14 protein-coding genes and 1 tRNA gene are annotated in these 17,879 nt (G+C 49.3%); 8 read left to right on the forward strand and 7 right to left on the reverse strand.

Annotated elements, in window-relative coordinates; all coding sequences use genetic code 11:
* A partial coding sequence (locus tag METPAY_RS09350) for a cation-translocating P-type ATPase (protein WP_048151760.1) occupies nucleotides 1–2,238 on the forward strand: 2,238 nt, incomplete at its 5' end.
* Here METPAY_RS09350 and METPAY_RS09355 read toward each other — a convergent pair.
* Together METPAY_RS09355 and cooS are read right to left on the reverse strand one after the other, a co-directional pair.
* Nucleotides 2,220–3,077 (reverse strand): ATP-binding protein, encoded by an 858-nt coding sequence (locus METPAY_RS09355; protein WP_052418757.1) that lies wholly within the window; start codon nucleotides 3,075–3,077, stop codon nucleotides 2,220–2,222. The genes METPAY_RS09350 and METPAY_RS09355 overlap by 19 nt on opposite strands.
* 20 nt (nucleotides 3,078–3,097) lie before the next feature.
* Complete coding sequence (gene cooS, locus METPAY_RS09360) at nucleotides 3,098–5,080, reverse strand: anaerobic carbon-monoxide dehydrogenase catalytic subunit (protein ID WP_084600780.1); 1,983 nt, start codon at nucleotides 5,078–5,080, stop codon at nucleotides 3,098–3,100.
* A 224-nt stretch (nucleotides 5,081–5,304) separates the two neighbouring features.
* Between cooS and METPAY_RS09365 the strand changes: the two genes are divergently transcribed.
* Nucleotides 5,305–5,379: transfer RNA gene (locus tag METPAY_RS09365), tRNA-Glu, on the forward strand.
* A gap of 72 nt (nucleotides 5,380–5,451) precedes the next feature.
* Here METPAY_RS09365 and METPAY_RS09370 read toward each other — a convergent pair.
* The 3 genes from METPAY_RS09370 to METPAY_RS09380 form a co-directional block, all read right to left on the reverse strand.
* Nucleotides 5,452–6,345 carry a DUF4435 domain-containing protein gene (locus METPAY_RS09370; RefSeq protein ID WP_245611596.1) on the reverse strand — a complete coding sequence of 298 codons (894 nt, stop codon included), beginning with the start codon at nucleotides 6,343–6,345 and terminating at the stop codon, nucleotides 5,452–5,454.
* 91 nt (nucleotides 6,346–6,436) lie between these two features.
* Nucleotides 6,437–8,188: an AAA family ATPase gene (locus METPAY_RS09375; protein ID WP_048151718.1), complete on the reverse strand. Its 1,752-nt coding sequence runs from the start codon at nucleotides 8,186–8,188 to the stop codon at nucleotides 6,437–6,439.
* 60 nt (nucleotides 8,189–8,248) lie between these two features.
* A complete protein-coding gene (locus METPAY_RS09380) occupies nucleotides 8,249–9,502 on the reverse strand; it encodes a BaiN/RdsA family NAD(P)/FAD-dependent oxidoreductase (protein ID WP_048151720.1) in 1,254 nt (417 codons plus the stop codon).
* Between the two features lie 111 nt (nucleotides 9,503–9,613).
* Between METPAY_RS09380 and METPAY_RS09385 the strand changes: the two genes are divergently transcribed.
* The 4 genes from METPAY_RS09385 to corA all read left to right on the forward strand — a co-directional run bounded on the left by METPAY_RS09385 (nucleotide 9,614) and on the right by corA (nucleotide 14,873).
* Nucleotides 9,614–10,903: a serpin family protein gene (locus METPAY_RS09385; protein ID WP_048151753.1), complete on the forward strand. Its 1,290-nt coding sequence runs from the start codon at nucleotides 9,614–9,616 to the stop codon at nucleotides 10,901–10,903.
* 87 nt (nucleotides 10,904–10,990) lie between these two features.
* The gene (locus tag METPAY_RS09390) at nucleotides 10,991–12,289 is read left to right on the forward strand and encodes a serpin family protein (protein ID WP_048151722.1); all 1,299 of its coding nucleotides are present in this window, start codon (nucleotides 10,991–10,993) and stop codon (nucleotides 12,287–12,289) included.
* 101 nt (nucleotides 12,290–12,390) lie between these two features.
* Nucleotides 12,391–13,692 carry a serpin family protein gene (locus METPAY_RS09395; RefSeq protein ID WP_048151725.1) on the forward strand — a complete coding sequence of 434 codons (1,302 nt, stop codon included), beginning with the start codon at nucleotides 12,391–12,393 and terminating at the stop codon, nucleotides 13,690–13,692.
* Between the two features lie 107 nt (nucleotides 13,693–13,799).
* On the forward strand, nucleotides 13,800–14,873 hold the full coding sequence (gene corA, locus METPAY_RS09400) for a magnesium/cobalt transporter CorA (RefSeq protein ID WP_048151728.1): 1,074 nt from the start codon (nucleotides 13,800–13,802) through the stop codon (nucleotides 14,871–14,873).
* Between the two features lie 13 nt (nucleotides 14,874–14,886).
* Here corA and METPAY_RS09405 read toward each other — a convergent pair whose 3' ends face one another.
* Both METPAY_RS09405 and METPAY_RS09410 read right to left on the reverse strand, forming a co-directional pair.
* Nucleotides 14,887–15,630 carry a sugar phosphate nucleotidyltransferase gene (locus METPAY_RS09405; protein ID WP_048151730.1) on the reverse strand — a complete coding sequence of 248 codons (744 nt, stop codon included), beginning with the start codon at nucleotides 15,628–15,630 and terminating at the stop codon, nucleotides 14,887–14,889.
* On the reverse strand, nucleotides 15,621–16,889 hold the full coding sequence (locus tag METPAY_RS09410; RefSeq protein WP_048151733.1) for a UDP-glucose dehydrogenase family protein: 1,269 nt from the start codon (nucleotides 16,887–16,889) through the stop codon (nucleotides 15,621–15,623). Before METPAY_RS09410 ends, METPAY_RS09405 begins: the two co-directional genes overlap by 10 nt.
* A 133-nt stretch (nucleotides 16,890–17,022) precedes the next feature.
* On the opposite strand from METPAY_RS09410, the gene METPAY_RS09415 reads away from it, so the two are divergent.
* Nucleotides 17,023–17,202: a hypothetical protein gene (locus tag METPAY_RS09415; RefSeq protein ID WP_048151735.1), complete on the forward strand. Its 180-nt coding sequence runs from the start codon at nucleotides 17,023–17,025 to the stop codon at nucleotides 17,200–17,202.
* Between the two features lie 90 nt (nucleotides 17,203–17,292).
* Nucleotides 17,293–17,802: a vWA domain-containing protein gene (locus METPAY_RS09420; RefSeq protein ID WP_245611598.1), complete on the forward strand. Its 510-nt coding sequence runs from the start codon at nucleotides 17,293–17,295 to the stop codon at nucleotides 17,800–17,802.
* The last annotated feature ends 77 nt before the right edge of the window (nucleotides 17,803–17,879 follow it).

A 17,879-nucleotide genomic window follows, 5' to 3' on the forward strand; every position in this document is an offset into this window, starting at 1 on the left:
GCGACCCTGCAGGCGGACGAATCCGCACTTACCGGCGAATCGGTCCCCGTGGAAAAGGCGGTATGCAGTCTCGAAGAGGACACTCCGCTCTCCGGTAAACGGAACATGGTCTTCATGGGAACAACGATCGTCAACGGCAGGGGACGGGCGATCGTTACCGCGACAGGAATGAATACGGAATTCGGGGAGATCGCCGGGCTCACGGAGAGCATAAAGGACGAGGAGACTCCGCTCTCGAAACGGCTCAATGTGCTCGGCAGGCAGATCAGCATAATCTCCGTGCTCGTCGCAGTGCTGATCGTCGTCGCCGGGGTGCTCCAGAACAGGGAGCTGCAGGAGATGTTCATGACCGCCGTCTCCCTCGCCGTCGCCGTGATTCCCGAGGGGCTTCCCGCCGTCGTGACCCTGACTCTCGCGATCGGGATTCGGCACATGTACAACAAGAAGTGCCTCATCCGGCACCTGAGCGCCTCGGAGACCCTCGGGACCGTGTCGATAATCTGCACGGACAAGACCGGGACGCTCACGAAGAACGAGATGACCTTAAAGGAGATATATACGCCCGGCCATTTCACTGAGGTCGGCGGGGCAGGCTACGAACCGGAGGGCGATTTCACGAGGGACGGACAGGTGATCGACCCGACGACTGACGAGGGTATCAGGGCCTTTCTGAGAGCGGGACTGTTCTGCAACCATGCGGTACTCGAGGAGGTGGACGGCGAGTGGAAGATCCTCGGGATGCCGACCGAAGGGGCACTGGTGGTCGCGGCTCACAAGGCATGGATTCCCGAGTACACCCTCGACATCCAGAATATCAGGAAGGAGTTCTCGTTCAATTCGTCGAGAAAACGGATGACGACTATACTGGATGCGGGCGGAAACAATCACGCGTATTCAAAGGGTGCACCGGAGGTCATCACCGGCCTTTCGTCGTTCTACCTGAAGGACGGGGAAGTCCTGCCGATGGACGATAACACACGGAATGAGTTCATGGAAGTTTACGAGTCGATGGCGAAGAAGGGCCTGAGAATCCTCGCGGTCGCGGAGAGAGAGCTCGGGAGCGAACTCCCGGAGACTGCGGAGGAGGGGGAGAAGGATCTCGTCTTCCTGGGTTTCGCGGGCATCATCGACCCGCCGAGGGAGGAGGTGAAAGAGGCGCTCAGGACGTGCGACTCGGCCGGGATCGGTGTCATCATGATCACAGGCGACTCGGCTCTTACCGCAAAGGCGGTCGCTGACTCGGTGGGGCTCGAGAGCGACGGGGTGCTCGGGGCGGCCGATATCGACGAACTCTCAGACGAGGAGCTTGAAGAGAGGCTCTGGAAGACGAGGATTCTCGCAAGGGTCACGGCCGAGCACAAGCTGAGGATCGTCGGGATTCTCTCGGAAGCCGGGGCGGTCGTCGCGATGACCGGTGACGGGATCAACGATGCTCCTGCACTGAAAAAGGCGGACGTGGGGATAGCGATGGGTATCAAAGGGACTGATGTCGCAAAGGAGGCGAGCGACATCATCCTCGTAGACGACAACTTCGACAGCATCGTCGAGGGAGTCCACGAGGGCCGGAGGGAATACGACAATATCCAGAAGTTCACGAGATACCTGCTCTCGTCCAATATCGGGGAGATCATCGCGATCGCAGGCGGCCTTATGATGAACCTGCCGCTGGTCCTCCTGCCGATCCAGATATTGTGGATGAATCTCGTGACCGACGGGGTGGCGGCGCTTGCGATCGGTGCGGAGCCGGCTGAGAGCGACATCATGAAGCACAAGCCCCGCGAGATCGACAGACCGGTTCTCGACAGGAAGGCGATGCTGATGATATCGGTCATCGGGGCGTGGATCGGGCTCCTGACGCTCTTCGTCTTCATCCGGTCGTACGAGTCGGATATCGACGAGGCCCGGACGATGGCATTTACCGGGATTATCATATTCGAACTGATTAACGTGCTGAACTTCAGGTCGTTCAGGTGGAACCTGACCGATATCGGAATCCTGTCGAACCCGTACATAGTCGCGGCACTTGTCGCGAGCGTCATAATCCAGGTGGCGGTAATCTACATCCCGTGGTTCCAGGTCTTCCTGAGCACAGTTCCGATGCCGGCAATGGACTGGATCATCCTCGCTGCACTCGGCCTGCCGCTTCTCTTCGCGGGAGAATTATACAAGTATATCGTGAGAAAAAAAGGTGAAAAGATTAAGCAGGGGCGGGAGCGGGGTTATCTCAGCTCCTCGTAGAGTTCCCGGACGGATTCGGAGAACGGGGTATTCATATCCTTTAAGGCGGTGATGTCCGGCTCGCGGTCGATGACCTCGTCGTCGAAGGGGATATAGCGTACCGAAGTGAAGGCCGAAAGATCTCCGATGAGCCTTTCGGACTTTTCTATGTCCGCCTCGGACCGGACCCTGTTTACGACGAGATGGATGTCCGGGACCCCGAGCTGTCTCGCGAGTTCGGCGGAATGAAGGGCGACGGATATGGAGTTGAATGACGGCTCGGTTACTATGATCGCGGTCGAGAATCCTTCGGCCATCGATCTCCCGAAGTGCTCGACGCCGGCCTGGGTGTCCATGGTTATGACTTCGTCGTCCCTCAGGCGGATGTAGCCGACGACACTGCTGAGGAGGGCGTTTTCCGGGCAGAGGCAGCCGGTCGCGGCGAGCGAGATGCTGCCCATCACGAGCACGCTTATCCTGTCGGTGACCTTAACTCCGAACCTGTCGACGACGTCGGCTACGTCGGGGTTGAGCCTCATCATCCCGCCCCATCCCTCGCCGGGCCGGCAGCCGATCTTCTCCTCGATGTAGTCGGCGTTCTTCGAGAGCGGGACTATCTCCGATGCCTTTTCGGGCGGGTAGCCGAGGGAGAACGGCAGGTTCTGCTGGGGGTCCTCGTCGACCGCGAGGACGTTCCTGCCGTCGTCTGCGAACATCGCGGCAAGGAGGGCGGATATCGAGGTCTTGCCTACTCCGCCTTTTCCCGCGACGAAGATCCTCTTTCCGCCGTCGGGCTTTCGCAGGGAATGGTCCCTGAAGTATTTCGTCGCCTTCCGGATGTTATCCGTATCTTTCGCCAAATTCACACCTTACATTACGTTCAGATGCCGAGCGCCTTCCTCTTTTCGTCTATGTGCTTCGTTATCAGTTCGGCGGCGGCCACGGGGTCGGGCTCTACAGCGAACGATGCGTTGACGACGCCGTTGAGCCCGCTTGTCAGGAGCTTTACGACATTGTCGCTTCCCGCGATCTTGGGCATTACGCCGAGGACCGTGTAGACGCCGGACGCCACGAAGTACGAGCCGATGGATACGGCCTTCTGCGAGTACCACTCTGGTGCTGCTCCGGCAGCGGGGAGCTGGTCGATCCCGACGCCGAGTGCTTTTGCAAGCTCCGCAAGGAGGACGAGTATCCTCGAACAGTCGACGCACGATCCCATGTGGAGGACTGGCGGAATTCCGAGCTTCTTACAAACTCCTTTCAGCCCCGGTCCGGCGAGGAACGCGGCATCGGGCATGAGCAGCCCGGCCTTTCCGCAGGCGACTGCCGCACATCCGGTCTCGACACAGAGGATGTCGTTCTTTATGAGCTCCTTTGCGAGCGTTACATGGCCGTAGTCGTGCTGAACCTTCGGGTTGTTGCACCCGACGATCCCGACTGCACCGCGGACATCGCCGGATGCTATGACGTCGATTAACGGCTTTACGGTTCCGCCGAGCGCCTCTACTATGGCTTCGACCGAGAACCCGGCCATGAGGTCGACGGGCTTTCCGGGGATGAGGACTCTTTCGGGAATCCTGTTGGGGAAGTTGTTTATCGCCATTTTGACGATGGCCTTCGCGGTGTCGTAGGCGTTTTCGGGGTGGAAATCGAAGTAGTACGAGCCGACGACCTTAGACTTCTCGCTGGTGGATATGATCTTCGTGTGGTAGCAGCTCGCCGTCCTGGGGAGCGACGGGAATATGCACTGGTAGTCGATGACCATCGCCTCAAGGGCCCCGGTCGCGATTATCAGCTCCTGGTTGAAGTGGTTTCCGGCCATCGGGACTCCTTTTCTCATGAGGAGTTCGTTGCCGGTGCAGCAGAGGCCGACGAGGTTGATGCCCTTCGCACCCGTCTTTTCGGCGAGCGCCTTCATATCGGGATCGTTTGCCGCCCTGACTATCATCTCGGAGAGCATCGGGTTGTGGCCGTGGAGCGAGATGTTGACGTGGTCTTCCTTTAAGACCCCGAGGTTGACCTGCGACTGGTTGATGGTGGGGGTTCCGAAGAGGACGTCCGAGATGTCGGTTCCCATCATCGATCCGCCCCACCCGTCGCCGAGTGACGCCCTCAGCCCGTGGAGGAGGATGTTGGCGTAGTTCGCACCGACTCCCATGTGGACCCTGTGCATGGCCTCGACGATCTCGCGGTCGACGCTCCGGGGGACGATCCCGGCGGCCTTCCAGATCTCCTTGGTCTGTTCGGGTGCACGGTCTGCGAACGTGACTTTGTTCTTGAAGGTCCCGAATTCGTAGAGAAGCTGGCGGCCGACATCGGTTGCGATCTCCTCCTTTTTTCTTCCCTTCGTTTCGACGCCCAGCTCGCCGGCGATCTTTTCAAGCTTTTTGACGTCGGTTATCTCGTATCCCTGTGCTTCGCCTGTTCCGGTCTTGTACAGGGTCTCGACGATGTCCCTTCCGTGATCGGAGTGGGCCGCGGCTCCGGTGGCGATTGTATCCAGCAGGTTCCTCGATACGACGAGGTCGGCGTCTGCGCCGCACACACCTCTTTCACGATGATGCTCGGGGATGATCCTGCATGGTCCCATCGCACAGCGGCTGCACGAGAGGCCGTCGGAACAGTAGCTGCACTGCGGCTGCTGCATCTCGAAACGGTCCCAGACGGTCTCGATTCCCTCTTCCATCGTGTGCTCCAGCATCACTTTCGCGAGTTCGTCGATCGTCCGCTCGTTCGATTTTTCTTTGATCACCTTCGGGTTCATCAGGGACATCTTTGCGCGATCCAGCTCGCAAGTGTCCAGTTTCCGGTCCACGAGGACGGGAGCCGGAATTTTTTTCTCCGTTTTCGCCTTTTTCTCCATATCTAATACCCCTCGATAAGGCACACTCATGATGCCTATAAGGCGAAATGATATCACATAATATATAGCGGTTTGCCAACCGGCGGAGTTTTGGTAATATTTCCGGGAACAAGCGTAGCAAAAAGGATGAAAACATAATTTCGGCAGAAAAGGGGAGGAACCTCCGGGCCAAATAATTAGGTTTAAGTATAGATCTGCCCTATATTTTAAGGCACAAATGATTTGCTGATATAGTGTAGTCCGGCCAATCATGCAGGACTCTCACTCCTGCGACTGGGGTTCGAATCCCCATATCAGCATGCAAATTTTAAGAAATAATTTCTCAGTCAAACTAAATCCTAGAAGAGGATAACTGACCGTAATTTTTAGGATCAAATATCTTCTGTTTTAAAAAACGATTTTTCAGTCCCTTTCTTCTGCATATCTACCCAGGCCTTTATATTACCATACAAATCCGTTTTATAGAAATCTTCCTCCTCATAGAGCTCCAGGCACAGTCTTTCAAGATCCCCTAAAACGACGTTTTTGCCGTTTTTCTGTGGATAATTGATGTTTATTTCGGACAGGAGCACACACATCAAATCATGTCCACGGCATATCTGCATAGGATGGTCGAAATATTCTTTCTTTTCAGACATCTCCTCAGAAAAAGCCGCCATAAAATCTTTAGATTTGGTAGGGTTGCGCCTGCAAATAAATTCCATCAGCTTTTTTTCGTTGATACTCAGGGAAGAAGGCTCGGTAAATTCCAAAAAAACATTCTTCTTCTTGCAGTTGATATGTTTAAAAATCATATTGAAGCCATATTTTTCATTAATATACAGAGATAATCCAATCAGCCGCGAACACTCGATAAGACGCCTTAAAAGATTTCCGTCTCTTATTCCCACATTTGCTTTTCTCTGGAAATTTCCTCCAACAGAACTTTTCTCGTATCTATTCAAGACCCTTTCAATTATTTTCTCAGATATTATCATCGTCTCAAGATCGTGAGAGTCGGTCATGAAGATATTTGCCGGGTCGTTTCTGCAATTTTCATAAAAGAAAGAGAAATCCCTGTCAACAATTCCAATAAACGATTCCTGCTTCTCATCAGGAATTTCTCCAAGGAGATTATCTATAATGCGAATTACGTTTTTTTTGGAATTTGCAAAACGTATTTCACAGGTCTCACGATTAAAAAAACGCGAATAGAACTCATAGTCATAAGGGCCTTCGGTTATGACAAATAATTTTTCCTTCAACGAAGGATAGTTTTTCTCCATTTTACGGATGGCACCACCAATTTCATCCGCATTCGCCCAGATCTCCTCCAGTCTGAATTTGCCTTTATTATTACGAAACCGCATTCCGGCTTTACTCATCGACCCCTTCCCCTGAAAGATCCACTGTACAATCCCAGTTTGTGTGTATAAGTTGTGGCGAATGGGTAGCTATGAGAAAACCGGAGCCGGTGATACTTGTAATCTTCCTGATGAATTCGAGATAAAGCCTCTGCCAGACTATATGCAGCGAGATTTCAGGCTCGTCAACAAGTACAAGAGTCCCGGGATCTGTCGAAAATATGAGATCATAATACATCACCAGCTGGTTCTGCTCCCCGGAAGACAGTTTTTCAGGCGCAACTGGTTCATTATCAGCCACCATGAAATTAAATCCCTTATCTGCCCGAATTTCGAATGAAAGATTAATGAAAAGCGAATTGATTATCATGATTAACAGATCGATCTTTCGTTCAAGATCTCCGAATATCAGGCATTTCTTCTCAATATCCTCAGCATATAGCTGAAGTGCTGCAAGGATCCCCGTATCCCCTTCAATATCCTCCCCGGTTATGAAGTTATCCTGCCATTCTCCCGGCTCATACGACAGGAATCCAACTTCCCTGAGCTTCTTCTGCTCCAGCCTTATCTTTGACAATTTTTCAATAATCTGTTGCGCCTCAGGAAGAATGCTATTATCCAATTGCCGGCAGAGATCCATGAGCCGTTCAGGATATGTCGAATCAAGTTCCTGCGCACTTGCAGCATAATCATTCAGCATTGCCTGGATGCGCATCCTGATATCATCGGAATAGTTGAGAACTGTAAGTTCATAGCTTCGCCTGATCCCCCCTGCATGACTTGCCAGAAGATCCCCCTCCCTAAGTATATCTGATTCGGCATTTTGCCAGAGTCTCTGTGCTGATATAAGCTTTACAGGGACGGGTGGAATAATTCTGCTAAGCTCCCATGAGGTTTCCGCTTCATCAAAATTGTCCGGATTGACAGTATACTCAAGAACCCTGTCGCCGGATTTTTCCAGCCTGAAATTCAGCGACCACAAATCACCTACGGGGAGCTTTTTACCCTGCAATTCTCCTAAACACTTCTCAATTTTAAGAGTTGTCATTTTTTCCGGTTCTGATACGATTCCGCTGATACCGAACAGGATCTTCAGGGCTTTAAAGGGGATGTCCCTGATTTCGCCGAGATTTCCGACAAATACCGCCCGTAACAGTCTTAAAATTGTCGTCTTCCCATAACCGTTGGGGGCGGTGATTATCGATATATTCCCGGGATTTTCCAGCGGAATTCTGTAATCAAACTTTCCGAAAAGACCGAAGATCTCTATCTCCAGGGGTTTTATCCTGTTAAAACGTAAAGGCATGTCTCTTGTAATCGCATCTGTCAGTCTCCCGAGCATCTCCTCGGTGCTCTCCGAATCCGAAAGCGGGTATTCTACCCATTTATCAGCAAAAATCTTTGAGATGACATTAACGTATTCAGAATGAAGCTTGTCGCTTCCGAGAAATATCACCCTTTCATAATTTAACAGACCGTCGGATTCTGCGTTTATCTCTATTGTATCGTATTCGATTCCAGATCCGGCGAATGTATCTCCTGCGTAATTTTTGATCTCCTCATGCGGAAGGACAAAACCATACCTTGGCGATAAGATCACCCTGTCGTCAGGATAGAACTTTTTTGAATATTCACGGCACCTCTCTGCAAATCTGCCTGTGAATGCATATTCAGCCTTAACTTGCCGGGTCAAATCCAGGTTCCTGTCACGATCCCAAATTTTCTCCTCGCCGGCAGGAGTTATCACCAGGGTTTTTAATGCCATTTATCTAAAATAAGGGACTCTATAGAAATTAATGTAGCGAACCGGATGATCTAAGTTTAATTAAAGCCGCGAAATAATCGTCTTCGCCGCAAGAAAACCTGTCGAAAAAGCAGCCTGCAAATTATATCCGCCGGTATCCCCGTCAATATCAAGTATTTCACCTACGAAGAACAATCCGGAAACAACTTTCGACTCCATCGTCTTCGGATTAACGCTTTCAAGTGCAATCCCGCCACTAGTGACCATCGCCTCGTCGAATCCACCGAGTTCACGGACTTCAAAAGGATATTCAGTCAGGTTCTTTATCAAAACGTTTCTCTCTTTTTTAGGAAGATGTGCACAGGTAAGATCGGGTGAAATCCCAGATAATTCAATAATCTTTCTGGCAAATCTCTCAGGGAGAGAATATTCCGAGAGGATTGTCCTGACCAGTTTTGTTCCTCCCGAATCCGTCTTTTGCGTGAAATCCTTCCTGAATTCTTCAGGGTTCATACCGGTCATAAACGAGATCTTCAGGACATCACCGGGAAGAATATTCCTGGAAAAATCCAGGATTCCCGGCCCGGACAACCCCTTATGGGTCAGGAGGATATCTCCGTTATGTTCTGCGATCTTTTTATTCTCCCGGAAAAGGGAGATCCGGGCATTGTTAAACGATATCCCGGAAAGAGAGCCGAACGGGTAACTGCGGGGATAAACAGGTGCCAGTGCGGGTGCAATTTCAGTTACAGGCTGGCCGAGATTTTCGGCGATTTTGTATCCGTCGCCCGACGATCCTGTCTGCGGGTAGGAGGAGCCACCGGTGGAAACAACCAGACATTTGGAGAAATATTTATCCGCAATCGTTTCAACGACAAATCCACCCTCAGCAATTTTCACGGATGATACAGGTTCACTGCACTGGATCAAAACTCCCCTCTCTTCACATTCACGAAGGAGAACAGAGAGAATATCCGCCGCTTTCTTTGTAGAGGGAAAGATCTTTCCGTTCTTATCCGTCTCAAACGAAACACCCCGCTTTACAAAAAAATCCACGAGGTCTTTATTGGTAAAATTCATCAGTGCAGGACGGAGAAACCTTCCGGTATTATTATAGTGAGACAAAAATTCGGATATTTCACCTTCATGCGTAAGATTGCACTGCCCGGAACCGGTGATCAGAAGTTTTCTCCCGCAGGACGCCTTTTTTTCAAGTACGAGGACTTTTCGTCCCTCTCCTGCAGAATGTATCGCACAGAAAAGTCCTGCAGGCCCTCCGCCGACAATAACAATATCAAATACCGTCAGTTCCTTAGACATAAGAAAATAATCCATTAAACATTAACTCAGGAAGGAATTTACAATTTGTTGTAATACCGCCCGAAAAAGGGAGAAGTGATCCAGACCGGAGGCAGCTTAAATAGTGCAGGCGTTGAAAAGACAATAATGAGAGATAATAATTTTGCTGTACCTGTAATATGCCTCCTTCTTGTTTTTTGCCTCTTCTTTTCCGGCTGCACGGAGCAGGACGCCAATACAACAGAATCGGCAAAAGCACTATGGGCCGAAGAACAGGGCTTCGCCGCTGAAAACGTGATCGAGGCGAACAACATGTTCGCATTCGACATATACAGGCAAGTCGCGGCTGAACACACGGAAGACGAAAACTTCTTCCTCTCCCCCTTCAGCATTTCATCGGTGTTTGCTCCGGTTTATGAAGGGGCCAGGGGAGAAACAGCAGATGAGATCGGGTCCGTCTTCCACTTCCCTGAAAACACCGGTACGCTAAGGGAAGAATACCGGGAGATCAATGAAGAAATAAATACAGGCGATCCCAACTACGAACTCAGCATTGCAAACGCACTCTGGGCCGAAAATACATATCCTTTCCTTGAAAGCTACATCAATATCACAAAGGAATCCTATTCAGCGAACACGTCCACCCTCGACTTCAAAAACCATCCTGAAGAATCGCGGCTGGCAATCAACAGCTGGGCAATGGAAAAGACAAAAGACAGGATTCAGGAACTTGTGCCTGCAGGTATGATAGACATTTATACAAGACTTGTTGTTACAAATGCAATCTTCTTCAAAGGCATATGGGCCAAAAAGTTCGATGAAAACAATACTATAAAAGCGAATTTTACGACCGCTTCAGGAGAAATTGTAAAAGTCCCGATGATGCAGAGAACGGCAGCATACGGTTATGCCGAAACCGATGAACTCCAGGCAGTCAAACTGCCGTATGAGAATGAAACAGGAAATAAGCTGTCGATGATTGTCATTCTCCCGAAGGAAAACGACCTGCATTCAGTCGAGGACACTCTCTATTTTAAAAAGATCAGGGAGATCGAAGATTCGATGGGATCAGAAACCGTCAGGCTGTCTTTACCGAAATTCAGGTTTGAAACAGATTATATGTTTTCCGGCACCCTAAAAAAAATGGGTATCATAACCGCTTTTTCAGACGAGGGCGCTGATTTTTCCGGGATGGACGGGACAGGAGGATTATATATCGGCGAAGTTGTTCACAAGGCATTTGTCGAGGTGAACGAAGAAGGAACTGAGGCGGCAGCGGCAACGGCAGTTGTAATACAAACTATTGCTCCTCCGCCGGGATACAGCTCGCCCGTCTATACATTCAATGCCGATCACCCGTTCATCTTCCTGATAGAGGATGATGAAACAGGTAATATTCTCTTTATCGGCAGGGTCTCAAATCCCTTAGGAAACTAACCTTATTTTTTCATATAACCTTGAATAACTGCGAAAAAAATCGAAGTCAACGCCAGATTAAATAAAAATCAGGAGAAAAGGACAGTTATGAATATCAAATCTATCTTACCTGTTGCTGTTGTCCTGCTGGCATGCCTCTTCTGTCTTTTTGCAGGATGCACGGGAACACCCGGTTCTGACGGGACGGAGACGGCGACACCAACACCCACGCAGAGCGTATCGCATACGGACTCTGCCGTAGAGAGCGTTGTTGACGCAAACAACATGTTCACATTCGATATCTATAAACAGCTCTCCGGTGAGAACAGCGAAGACGACAACCTTTTCCTGTCGCCGTTCAGCATATCTTCGGCACTTGCCCTGACATACGAAGGGGCGAAGGGAGAGACGGCGGACCAGATACAATCGGTCTTCTACTTCCCCGACAGCATTGAGACATTACGAAACGGCTACCAGGAAGTAAATGCCGGAATAAACGCAGGCGATCCCGAATACGATCTCGAAGTCGCAAACGCACTCTGGGCCGAAGAGACCTACCCGTTCCTCGGGGACTACATCAATACTGCAGAGACATACTACTCAGCCAATACGACAAACCTCGACTTCATAAACCACCCCGAAGAGTCCCGTGTCACCATAAACGACTGGGTAGCGGAGAAGACGAACGACAAGATCGAAGACCTGATCCCTGAAGGAATGATCAACTCATTGACACGACTCGTCATAACGAACGCTATCTATTTCAAAGGTGCATGGGTTCTCCAGTTCGACAAGAACATGACGACGGAGGCGGACTTTACGACACCATCCGGCGAAACCATTACTATCGATATGATGAAGAGGACCGATGATGACGCAGTCTACGGCTATGCAGAGACCGACGGCCTCCAGGTCCTGGAGATGCCATACGAAAATGAAACCGGAAAGAAGCTCTCGATGATCGTTCTTCTCCCGAAAGAGAACAACCTGAAAGCGGCAGGAGATGCTCTCAGCGTTGATAACCTTGAAGAAATTCTGGACTCTATAAAATCCCGGCAGGTAAAGGTTTACTTCCCCAAATTCAAACTCGAAACGGAATATCTGCTGAGTGATACCCTGATCGATATGGGAATGCCGATGGCATTCACAGGCTCTGCTGACTTCTCCGGAATAGACGGAACATATGACCTCTTCATCAGCGCTGTCGTGCACAAGGCATTTGTCGAGGTGAATGAAGAGGGAACAGAAGCGGCAGCTGCGACAGGGGTAGTATATGCATCAGGAATGTCTCCTGAAAAAGAGCCGATACCTGTCTTCAGAGCGGATCATCCATTCATCTTCATGATACAGGACGATGAAACAGGAAATATTCTGTTTATCGGCAGGATTTCAAATCCTGCACAATAAAAAACTCTTTTTTTTTCATTGTTTCCTTCCCGTTCGCATTAACTGCGAAAAAAATTGAAGTCAACGCCAGGTTAAATAAACCATAACACCAATAATCTGCCATGAAGCACCTTAAACTGACGGCCATAACGGCCATTTTTCTGGTAATTCTGTGTACTTTTTTGGCAGGATGCACCGGAACACCTGATTCTGCCGGGACGCAAACGGCAACGCCCACCCCGGTACAGAATGTAACCGAAACAGGTTCGGCAGTCGAAAGCGTAGTCGATGCAAACGACATGTTCGCATTCGACATCTATAAGAAACTGGCATCAGAAGAAAACGAAGACGACAACCTCTTCCTGTCGCCGTTCAGCATATCGTCGGCACTTGCCCTGACATACGAAGGCGCGAAGGGAGAGACGGCAGACCAGATAAAGTCCGTCTTCTACTTCCCTGATAATATCGATACCCTGAGATACGGCTACCAGGACGTAAATGCCGGAATAAACGCAGGGGATCCCGATTATGAACTCAGCATCGCAAATGCACTCTGGGCCGAAGAGACGTACCCGTTCCTAGAGGACTACATCAACACGGCCGAGACATACTACTCCGCCAATACGACAAATCTCGACTTCATAAACCAGCCCGAAGAATCAAGGGTGACCATAAACGAATGGGTCGCAGGGAAGACAAACGACAAGATCGAAGATCTGATCCCCGAAGGAATGATCGACTCTATGACAAGGCTCGTCATAACGAATGCAATATACTTCAAGGGGACGTGGGTTCTCCAGTTCGACAAGAACATGACGACGGAGGCAGACTTCACAACACCCTCCGGCGAAACGGTCACAGTAGAAATGATGCAGAGAACGGATGACGATGCAATCTATGGCTATACGGAAACCGAGGACCTCCAGGTTCTTGAGATGCCTTACGAGAACGAAAGCGGAAAGAAACTCTCGATGATCGTCCTTCTGCCCAAGGAGAACGACCTGAAAGCGGCAGAAGACGTTCTGACCGAAGACAAGTTTAAAGAGATAAGCGGTTCGATAGAATTGCAGCAGGTGAAGGTATACTTCCCCAAGTTCAAACTCGAAACGGAATACCAGCTCTCAGACACCTTAAGCGAGATGGGAATGCCTGTGGCGTTCACGGGCTCTGCCGACTTTTCCGGCATGGACGGAACGACAGGCCTGTCCATCAGCGATGTAGTCCATAAGGCATACGTCGAGGTGAACGAGGAGGGAACCGAAGCTGCAGCTGCGACAGCTGTTGGGATAAGACTTACTGCAGTGGCAGGCGAGGATTTGACCCCTGTCTTTGTCGCAGACCACCCGTTCATCATCATGATACAGGACGATGAAACAGGAAACATTCTGTTTATCGGAAGGGTTTCGAATCCGTCTCCAGCCTGAATACTTATCTCAATCAACACTTTTTTACCGACATAATAAAATCCTGAACCGCCAATAAAGAAACAAAGTAACCCTGCAATATTTTGACCGGGGAGGCGGACCGGAACATGAGAGCGGCTGAAAAACCTAAAATCGCAAAACTATCTGAAAAAAGCGGCCTTCCTCCCGGAACTCCGGTATATACAGGGGAAAGGTCCCCGGACGAGACAAAAATCAGGATCTTTCTTTACAATGAAGAAGAATATGAAGAAAAAACTGGTTTGAGCCTTGATGAACTAAAAGAGTTCTCGGCAAAGGCTGGATCCAAATGGGTGATTGTCACAGGACTTGCCGACACACAACTGATAAATGACATATGCGAATTTTCCGGGTTGCACCCCCTGACGACAGAAGATATTTTAAATACCCACCAGAGGCCGAAGATAGAGTCCTTTGACGACTACATATACATCGTCATCAAAGTCATCCTGCCGATGGAGGACGAGGGCATATATTCGGAGCAGGCAAGCATAATACTCTTCAAAGATACGATAATTACATTCCTCGAAAATGACGACAGGATATTCGAACCCCTGATACGAAGGCTGACCGCATCGAAAGGCCGGCTGAGAAAAAACGGCAATGATTATCTTTTTTATGCCATCATTGACTCTGTAGTGGATGAATATTTTGAGATATTCGAGATCATAGGCGAAAGGCTGGAAAGGATCGAGGATTCGGTAATAATATCTCCCGAACCGGAGATCCTTGAAGATATTTATTCCGTCAGGAGGGACCTGATCTGGCTCAGGAAATCGATATGGCCGCTGCGTGATGTAGTAGCCGAACTTTCGAGAGGGGAATACGACCTCATCGGTGATAATACTGAAATTTTTCTTCGTGATGTCCACGACCACCTCTCCCAGATCTCGGAAACACTGGAGACATACAGGGATCTTGCCGCAGGAATACTGGATTTATATCTCTCGGGCGTAAGCAACAGGATGAACGAGGTGATGAAGGTGCTTACGATAATCGCTACGATATTTATTCCTCTAACTTTTATCGCAGGGCTTTACGGAATGAATTTCAGGTACATGCCGGAACTTAACCATCCTTATGCTTATCCTGCAATTCTTTTGCTTATGTTGGCAATTGCAGTTGCAATGCTGATATATTTCAGAAAAAAAAGATGGCTATGAAGGATTAACGGGATCAAATATCCCCGTTCCTGTGCTCAAGGTACCATTCGTTCGCTCTCATCAGATCTCTCGGTGTTCCTACATCGATATGGATGCCGTCGATCTTCTTATAATAAACCTTCTTCCCCTGAACAATCTGGGCCATTATAGAATCGGTGAGCTGGAGTTCGCCTTTATATCCGGGTTTCGTATTTCGTATCGCATCAAATATTTCGGGAGTAAAAACATATGCACCGAGTGCACCGAGACTGCTCTTCGCCTCTTCAACCGCCGGTTTTTCAACCATATCGAGAATTCGATCACCCTCGGGGTTGATAATGCCGTGACGGGTCACATCGGCCACTTCAGCAACTCCGACGACCGTGTCAGCCGAAGATTCAAGATGAAAGCTGATCAGGTCCCTTAAAAATGTCTTCGGGGCAAAGAAATTGTCGCCAAGGACAACAATAAAATCTTCTTTAATAATATGCTCTCCGGCCAGAACAGCATCTGCAAGACCCTTCCTTTCCTCTTGGACCACATAGGAGATATTGACCCCGAATCTTTTCCCCGACCCGAGATAATCGGAAAGCCCGTGCTTATGAGGACTTACGACAATTACGATGTGTTCGATCCCTGCAAGTTTCATTGCACGAACCACATGCTCGATTATTGCCATTTCACCGACAGGAAGAAGCTCCTTCGGTATCGCATTTGTAAACGGCCCGAGACGGGTGCCAGATCCTGCTGCAGGGATCAGCCCGGTCTTTACCAGCATATTCCCTCCGCATCAGGTACCGACAAAATCCGCCTTCCTTCTATTATTACTCTTTGCTTCATTTTATCAAACTCTTTATCCAGCCGGGAAAATTTCGGCCATTCGGTCATGACAAGACAACCGTCTGCATCCTCAAGTGCACCAGCCGCGGAATCATGATATGTAATTTCCGGGAATACGGCTTTCATATTCTCATTCGCCATAGGATCAAAGGCATGGACATCGGCTTTTTCAGCGATCAGTCTCTCTATCGCGGGCACCGCCCTTGAATCACGGATATCGTCCGTATCCCCTTTGAACGCAAGACCGAGAACTGCGATGCGTTTCCCGTTCAGGTTCCCAAGGTGTTTTTTAAGGATGTCGATAATCAGGAGCGGCTGAACCTCATTGACTTTAAGAACCGACCGGAGGAGAACAGGGTCGACACCCTTCGACTTTGCAAGGTGGATTAAGGCAGAGACATCCTTCGGGAAACAGCTCCCCCCGAATCCACACCCTGCATTGAGGAAATAGGGAGATATCCTGTGATCGAGCCCGACGCCCTCCATGACCTCATATACATCTATCCCAAGGCTTTTGCAGATATTTCCAACCTCGTTCGAGAACGAGATCTTCGTCGCAAGGAATGAATTCGATGCATACTTGATCATCTCGGCTGAGATTAGGCCGGTTCTCAGAATCTTTGCATTGAAACCCGAGTATAGCGATTCGACAAGATCGCCGGACTTTTTATCGTCGCTTCCTATCACTACCCTGTCGGGATTCATGAAGTCGTCAACAGCTATTCCTTCTCTTAAAAATTCGGGATTCATCGCGAATCCGATATTGGGATTGTTTCCCGAAGCGCTCCTGACCGCAGGGATAACAACACCGGATGTGGTGCCGGGCGGAACGGTGCTTTTTACCGTAACTACATGATAGACGCCGGAATTCTTCAGTTCTCTTCCTATCGATTCCGCAGCGGATACGATATATTTCAGATCTGCAGAACCGTCCTCTCCCATAGGAGTACCCACGCAGATAATAGAGATCTCCGAATCCCTGACAGATTCATATCCGGTGCTCGCCGAAAGATTTTTCCCCGAATGGCGGGCAAGCAGTTCTTCAAGTCCTTTTTCGTATATCGGGGGTCGGGCTGAGTTTATTGCATCGATCTTTTCTTTGTCTATATCGATAATAGTGACATGATGACCTTTTTCGGCAAGACATGCGCCGGTTATCAGGCCTACATATCCTCCTCCGACAACGGATATTTTCACAATGATTCTCCTTGAAATCCCGGATTTCCTGTATTAATTATCAGTCTGATTATTCATTAATATGTTCTGATGAGATTATAAAAAAACAGGAACAGATTTATTTGAATATGCATTATTATATCACTGTGGTAAGATGGATAAAAATGCGGTATTAATGATGGTAATCGGCATTATACTCCTTGCTGCGGGAATATATGGTGCATGGTACTTTGTTGAAGAACTGATATTGGTTGTCAAAGGCCTTATCGGGCTGGTAATTGCACTTGTGGGATTATTTCTGCTGATTGTCGGCATCTTTACGGTTAAAGACTGATAGCGGCGGCCAACAGATCAATTATTATTTATATGCTCCGAAAAAATATCAGAACAATAAAAAAAATGAAAAATATCCGGGAGAATTCGCATGACACTTGAAGATATTGTTGAAATTGCATATCCCCAGCAGCCGCACTGCCCGACGATCCTGATACTCGACACATCGGGATCGATGATGGTGAATGACAAAATAGCCAAGCTGAATGAAGGGATTGCACTGTTTAAAGATGAGATCGGGAAGGACGAACTTGCCAGAAAAAGAGTCGACCTTGCAGTTCTGAGTTTCGGCCAGAAAGTAAACGTGATCCAGGACTTCACATCCATAGAAGAATTCGAGCCCGAAGAACTCGTCGCCGACGGCCTGACTCCGATGGGCGAGGCAATTAAAAAAGCCGTCGAGATGCTCGGCAGCAGGAAAGACGAGTACAAGAAAGAGGGGATCGACTACTACAGGCCGTGGATCTTCCTGATAACGGACGGAGAGCCCACCGATATGTACGAGGGCGACGATATGTGGAAGGAAGTCACGAATCTCGTCCATGAAGTGAGAACTCGGACTGTGCAATCGGATCAAGATGGATGCCAGAATCTGATATAAAAGTTGGACAGGGGATAGGCAGAAAGTTCCAGAGCCGCATGTTCAATCTTGCCGTCAAGATCCTCTTCGGACTTTCA

It is taken from the genome of Methanolacinia paynteri (assembly GCF_000784355.1).
In the GTDB taxonomy this organism is placed as follows: Archaea; Halobacteriota; Methanomicrobia; order Methanomicrobiales; family Methanomicrobiaceae; genus Methanolacinia; species Methanolacinia paynteri.

Coding starts and splice junctions, on each gene's coding strand:
- cooS (WP_084600780.1), bottom strand. CDS start 5,080: ATGGAGAAAAAGGCGAAAACGGAGAAAAAAATTCCGGCTCCCGTCCTC.
- METPAY_RS09370 (WP_245611596.1), bottom strand. CDS start 6,345: ATGGAGAAAAACTATCCTTCGTTGAAGGAAAAATTATTTGTCATAACC.
- METPAY_RS09375 (WP_048151718.1), bottom strand. CDS start 8,188: ATGGCATTAAAAACCCTGGTGATAACTCCTGCCGGCGAGGAGAAAATT.
- METPAY_RS09380 (WP_048151720.1), bottom strand. CDS start 9,502: ATGGATTATTTTCTTATGTCTAAGGAACTGACGGTATTTGATATTGTT.
- METPAY_RS09385 (WP_048151753.1), top strand. CDS start 9,614: ATGAGAGATAATAATTTTGCTGTACCTGTAATATGCCTCCTTCTTGTT.
- METPAY_RS09390 (WP_048151722.1), top strand. CDS start 10,991: ATGAATATCAAATCTATCTTACCTGTTGCTGTTGTCCTGCTGGCATGC.
- METPAY_RS09395 (WP_048151725.1), top strand. CDS start 12,391: ATGAAGCACCTTAAACTGACGGCCATAACGGCCATTTTTCTGGTAATT.
- corA (WP_048151728.1), top strand. CDS start 13,800: ATGAGAGCGGCTGAAAAACCTAAAATCGCAAAACTATCTGAAAAAAGC.
- METPAY_RS09405 (WP_048151730.1), bottom strand. CDS start 15,630: ATGCTGGTAAAGACCGGGCTGATCCCTGCAGCAGGATCTGGCACCCGT.
- METPAY_RS09415 (WP_048151735.1), top strand. CDS start 17,023: ATGGATAAAAATGCGGTATTAATGATGGTAATCGGCATTATACTCCTT.
- METPAY_RS09420 (WP_245611598.1), top strand. CDS start 17,293: ATGACACTTGAAGATATTGTTGAAATTGCATATCCCCAGCAGCCGCAC.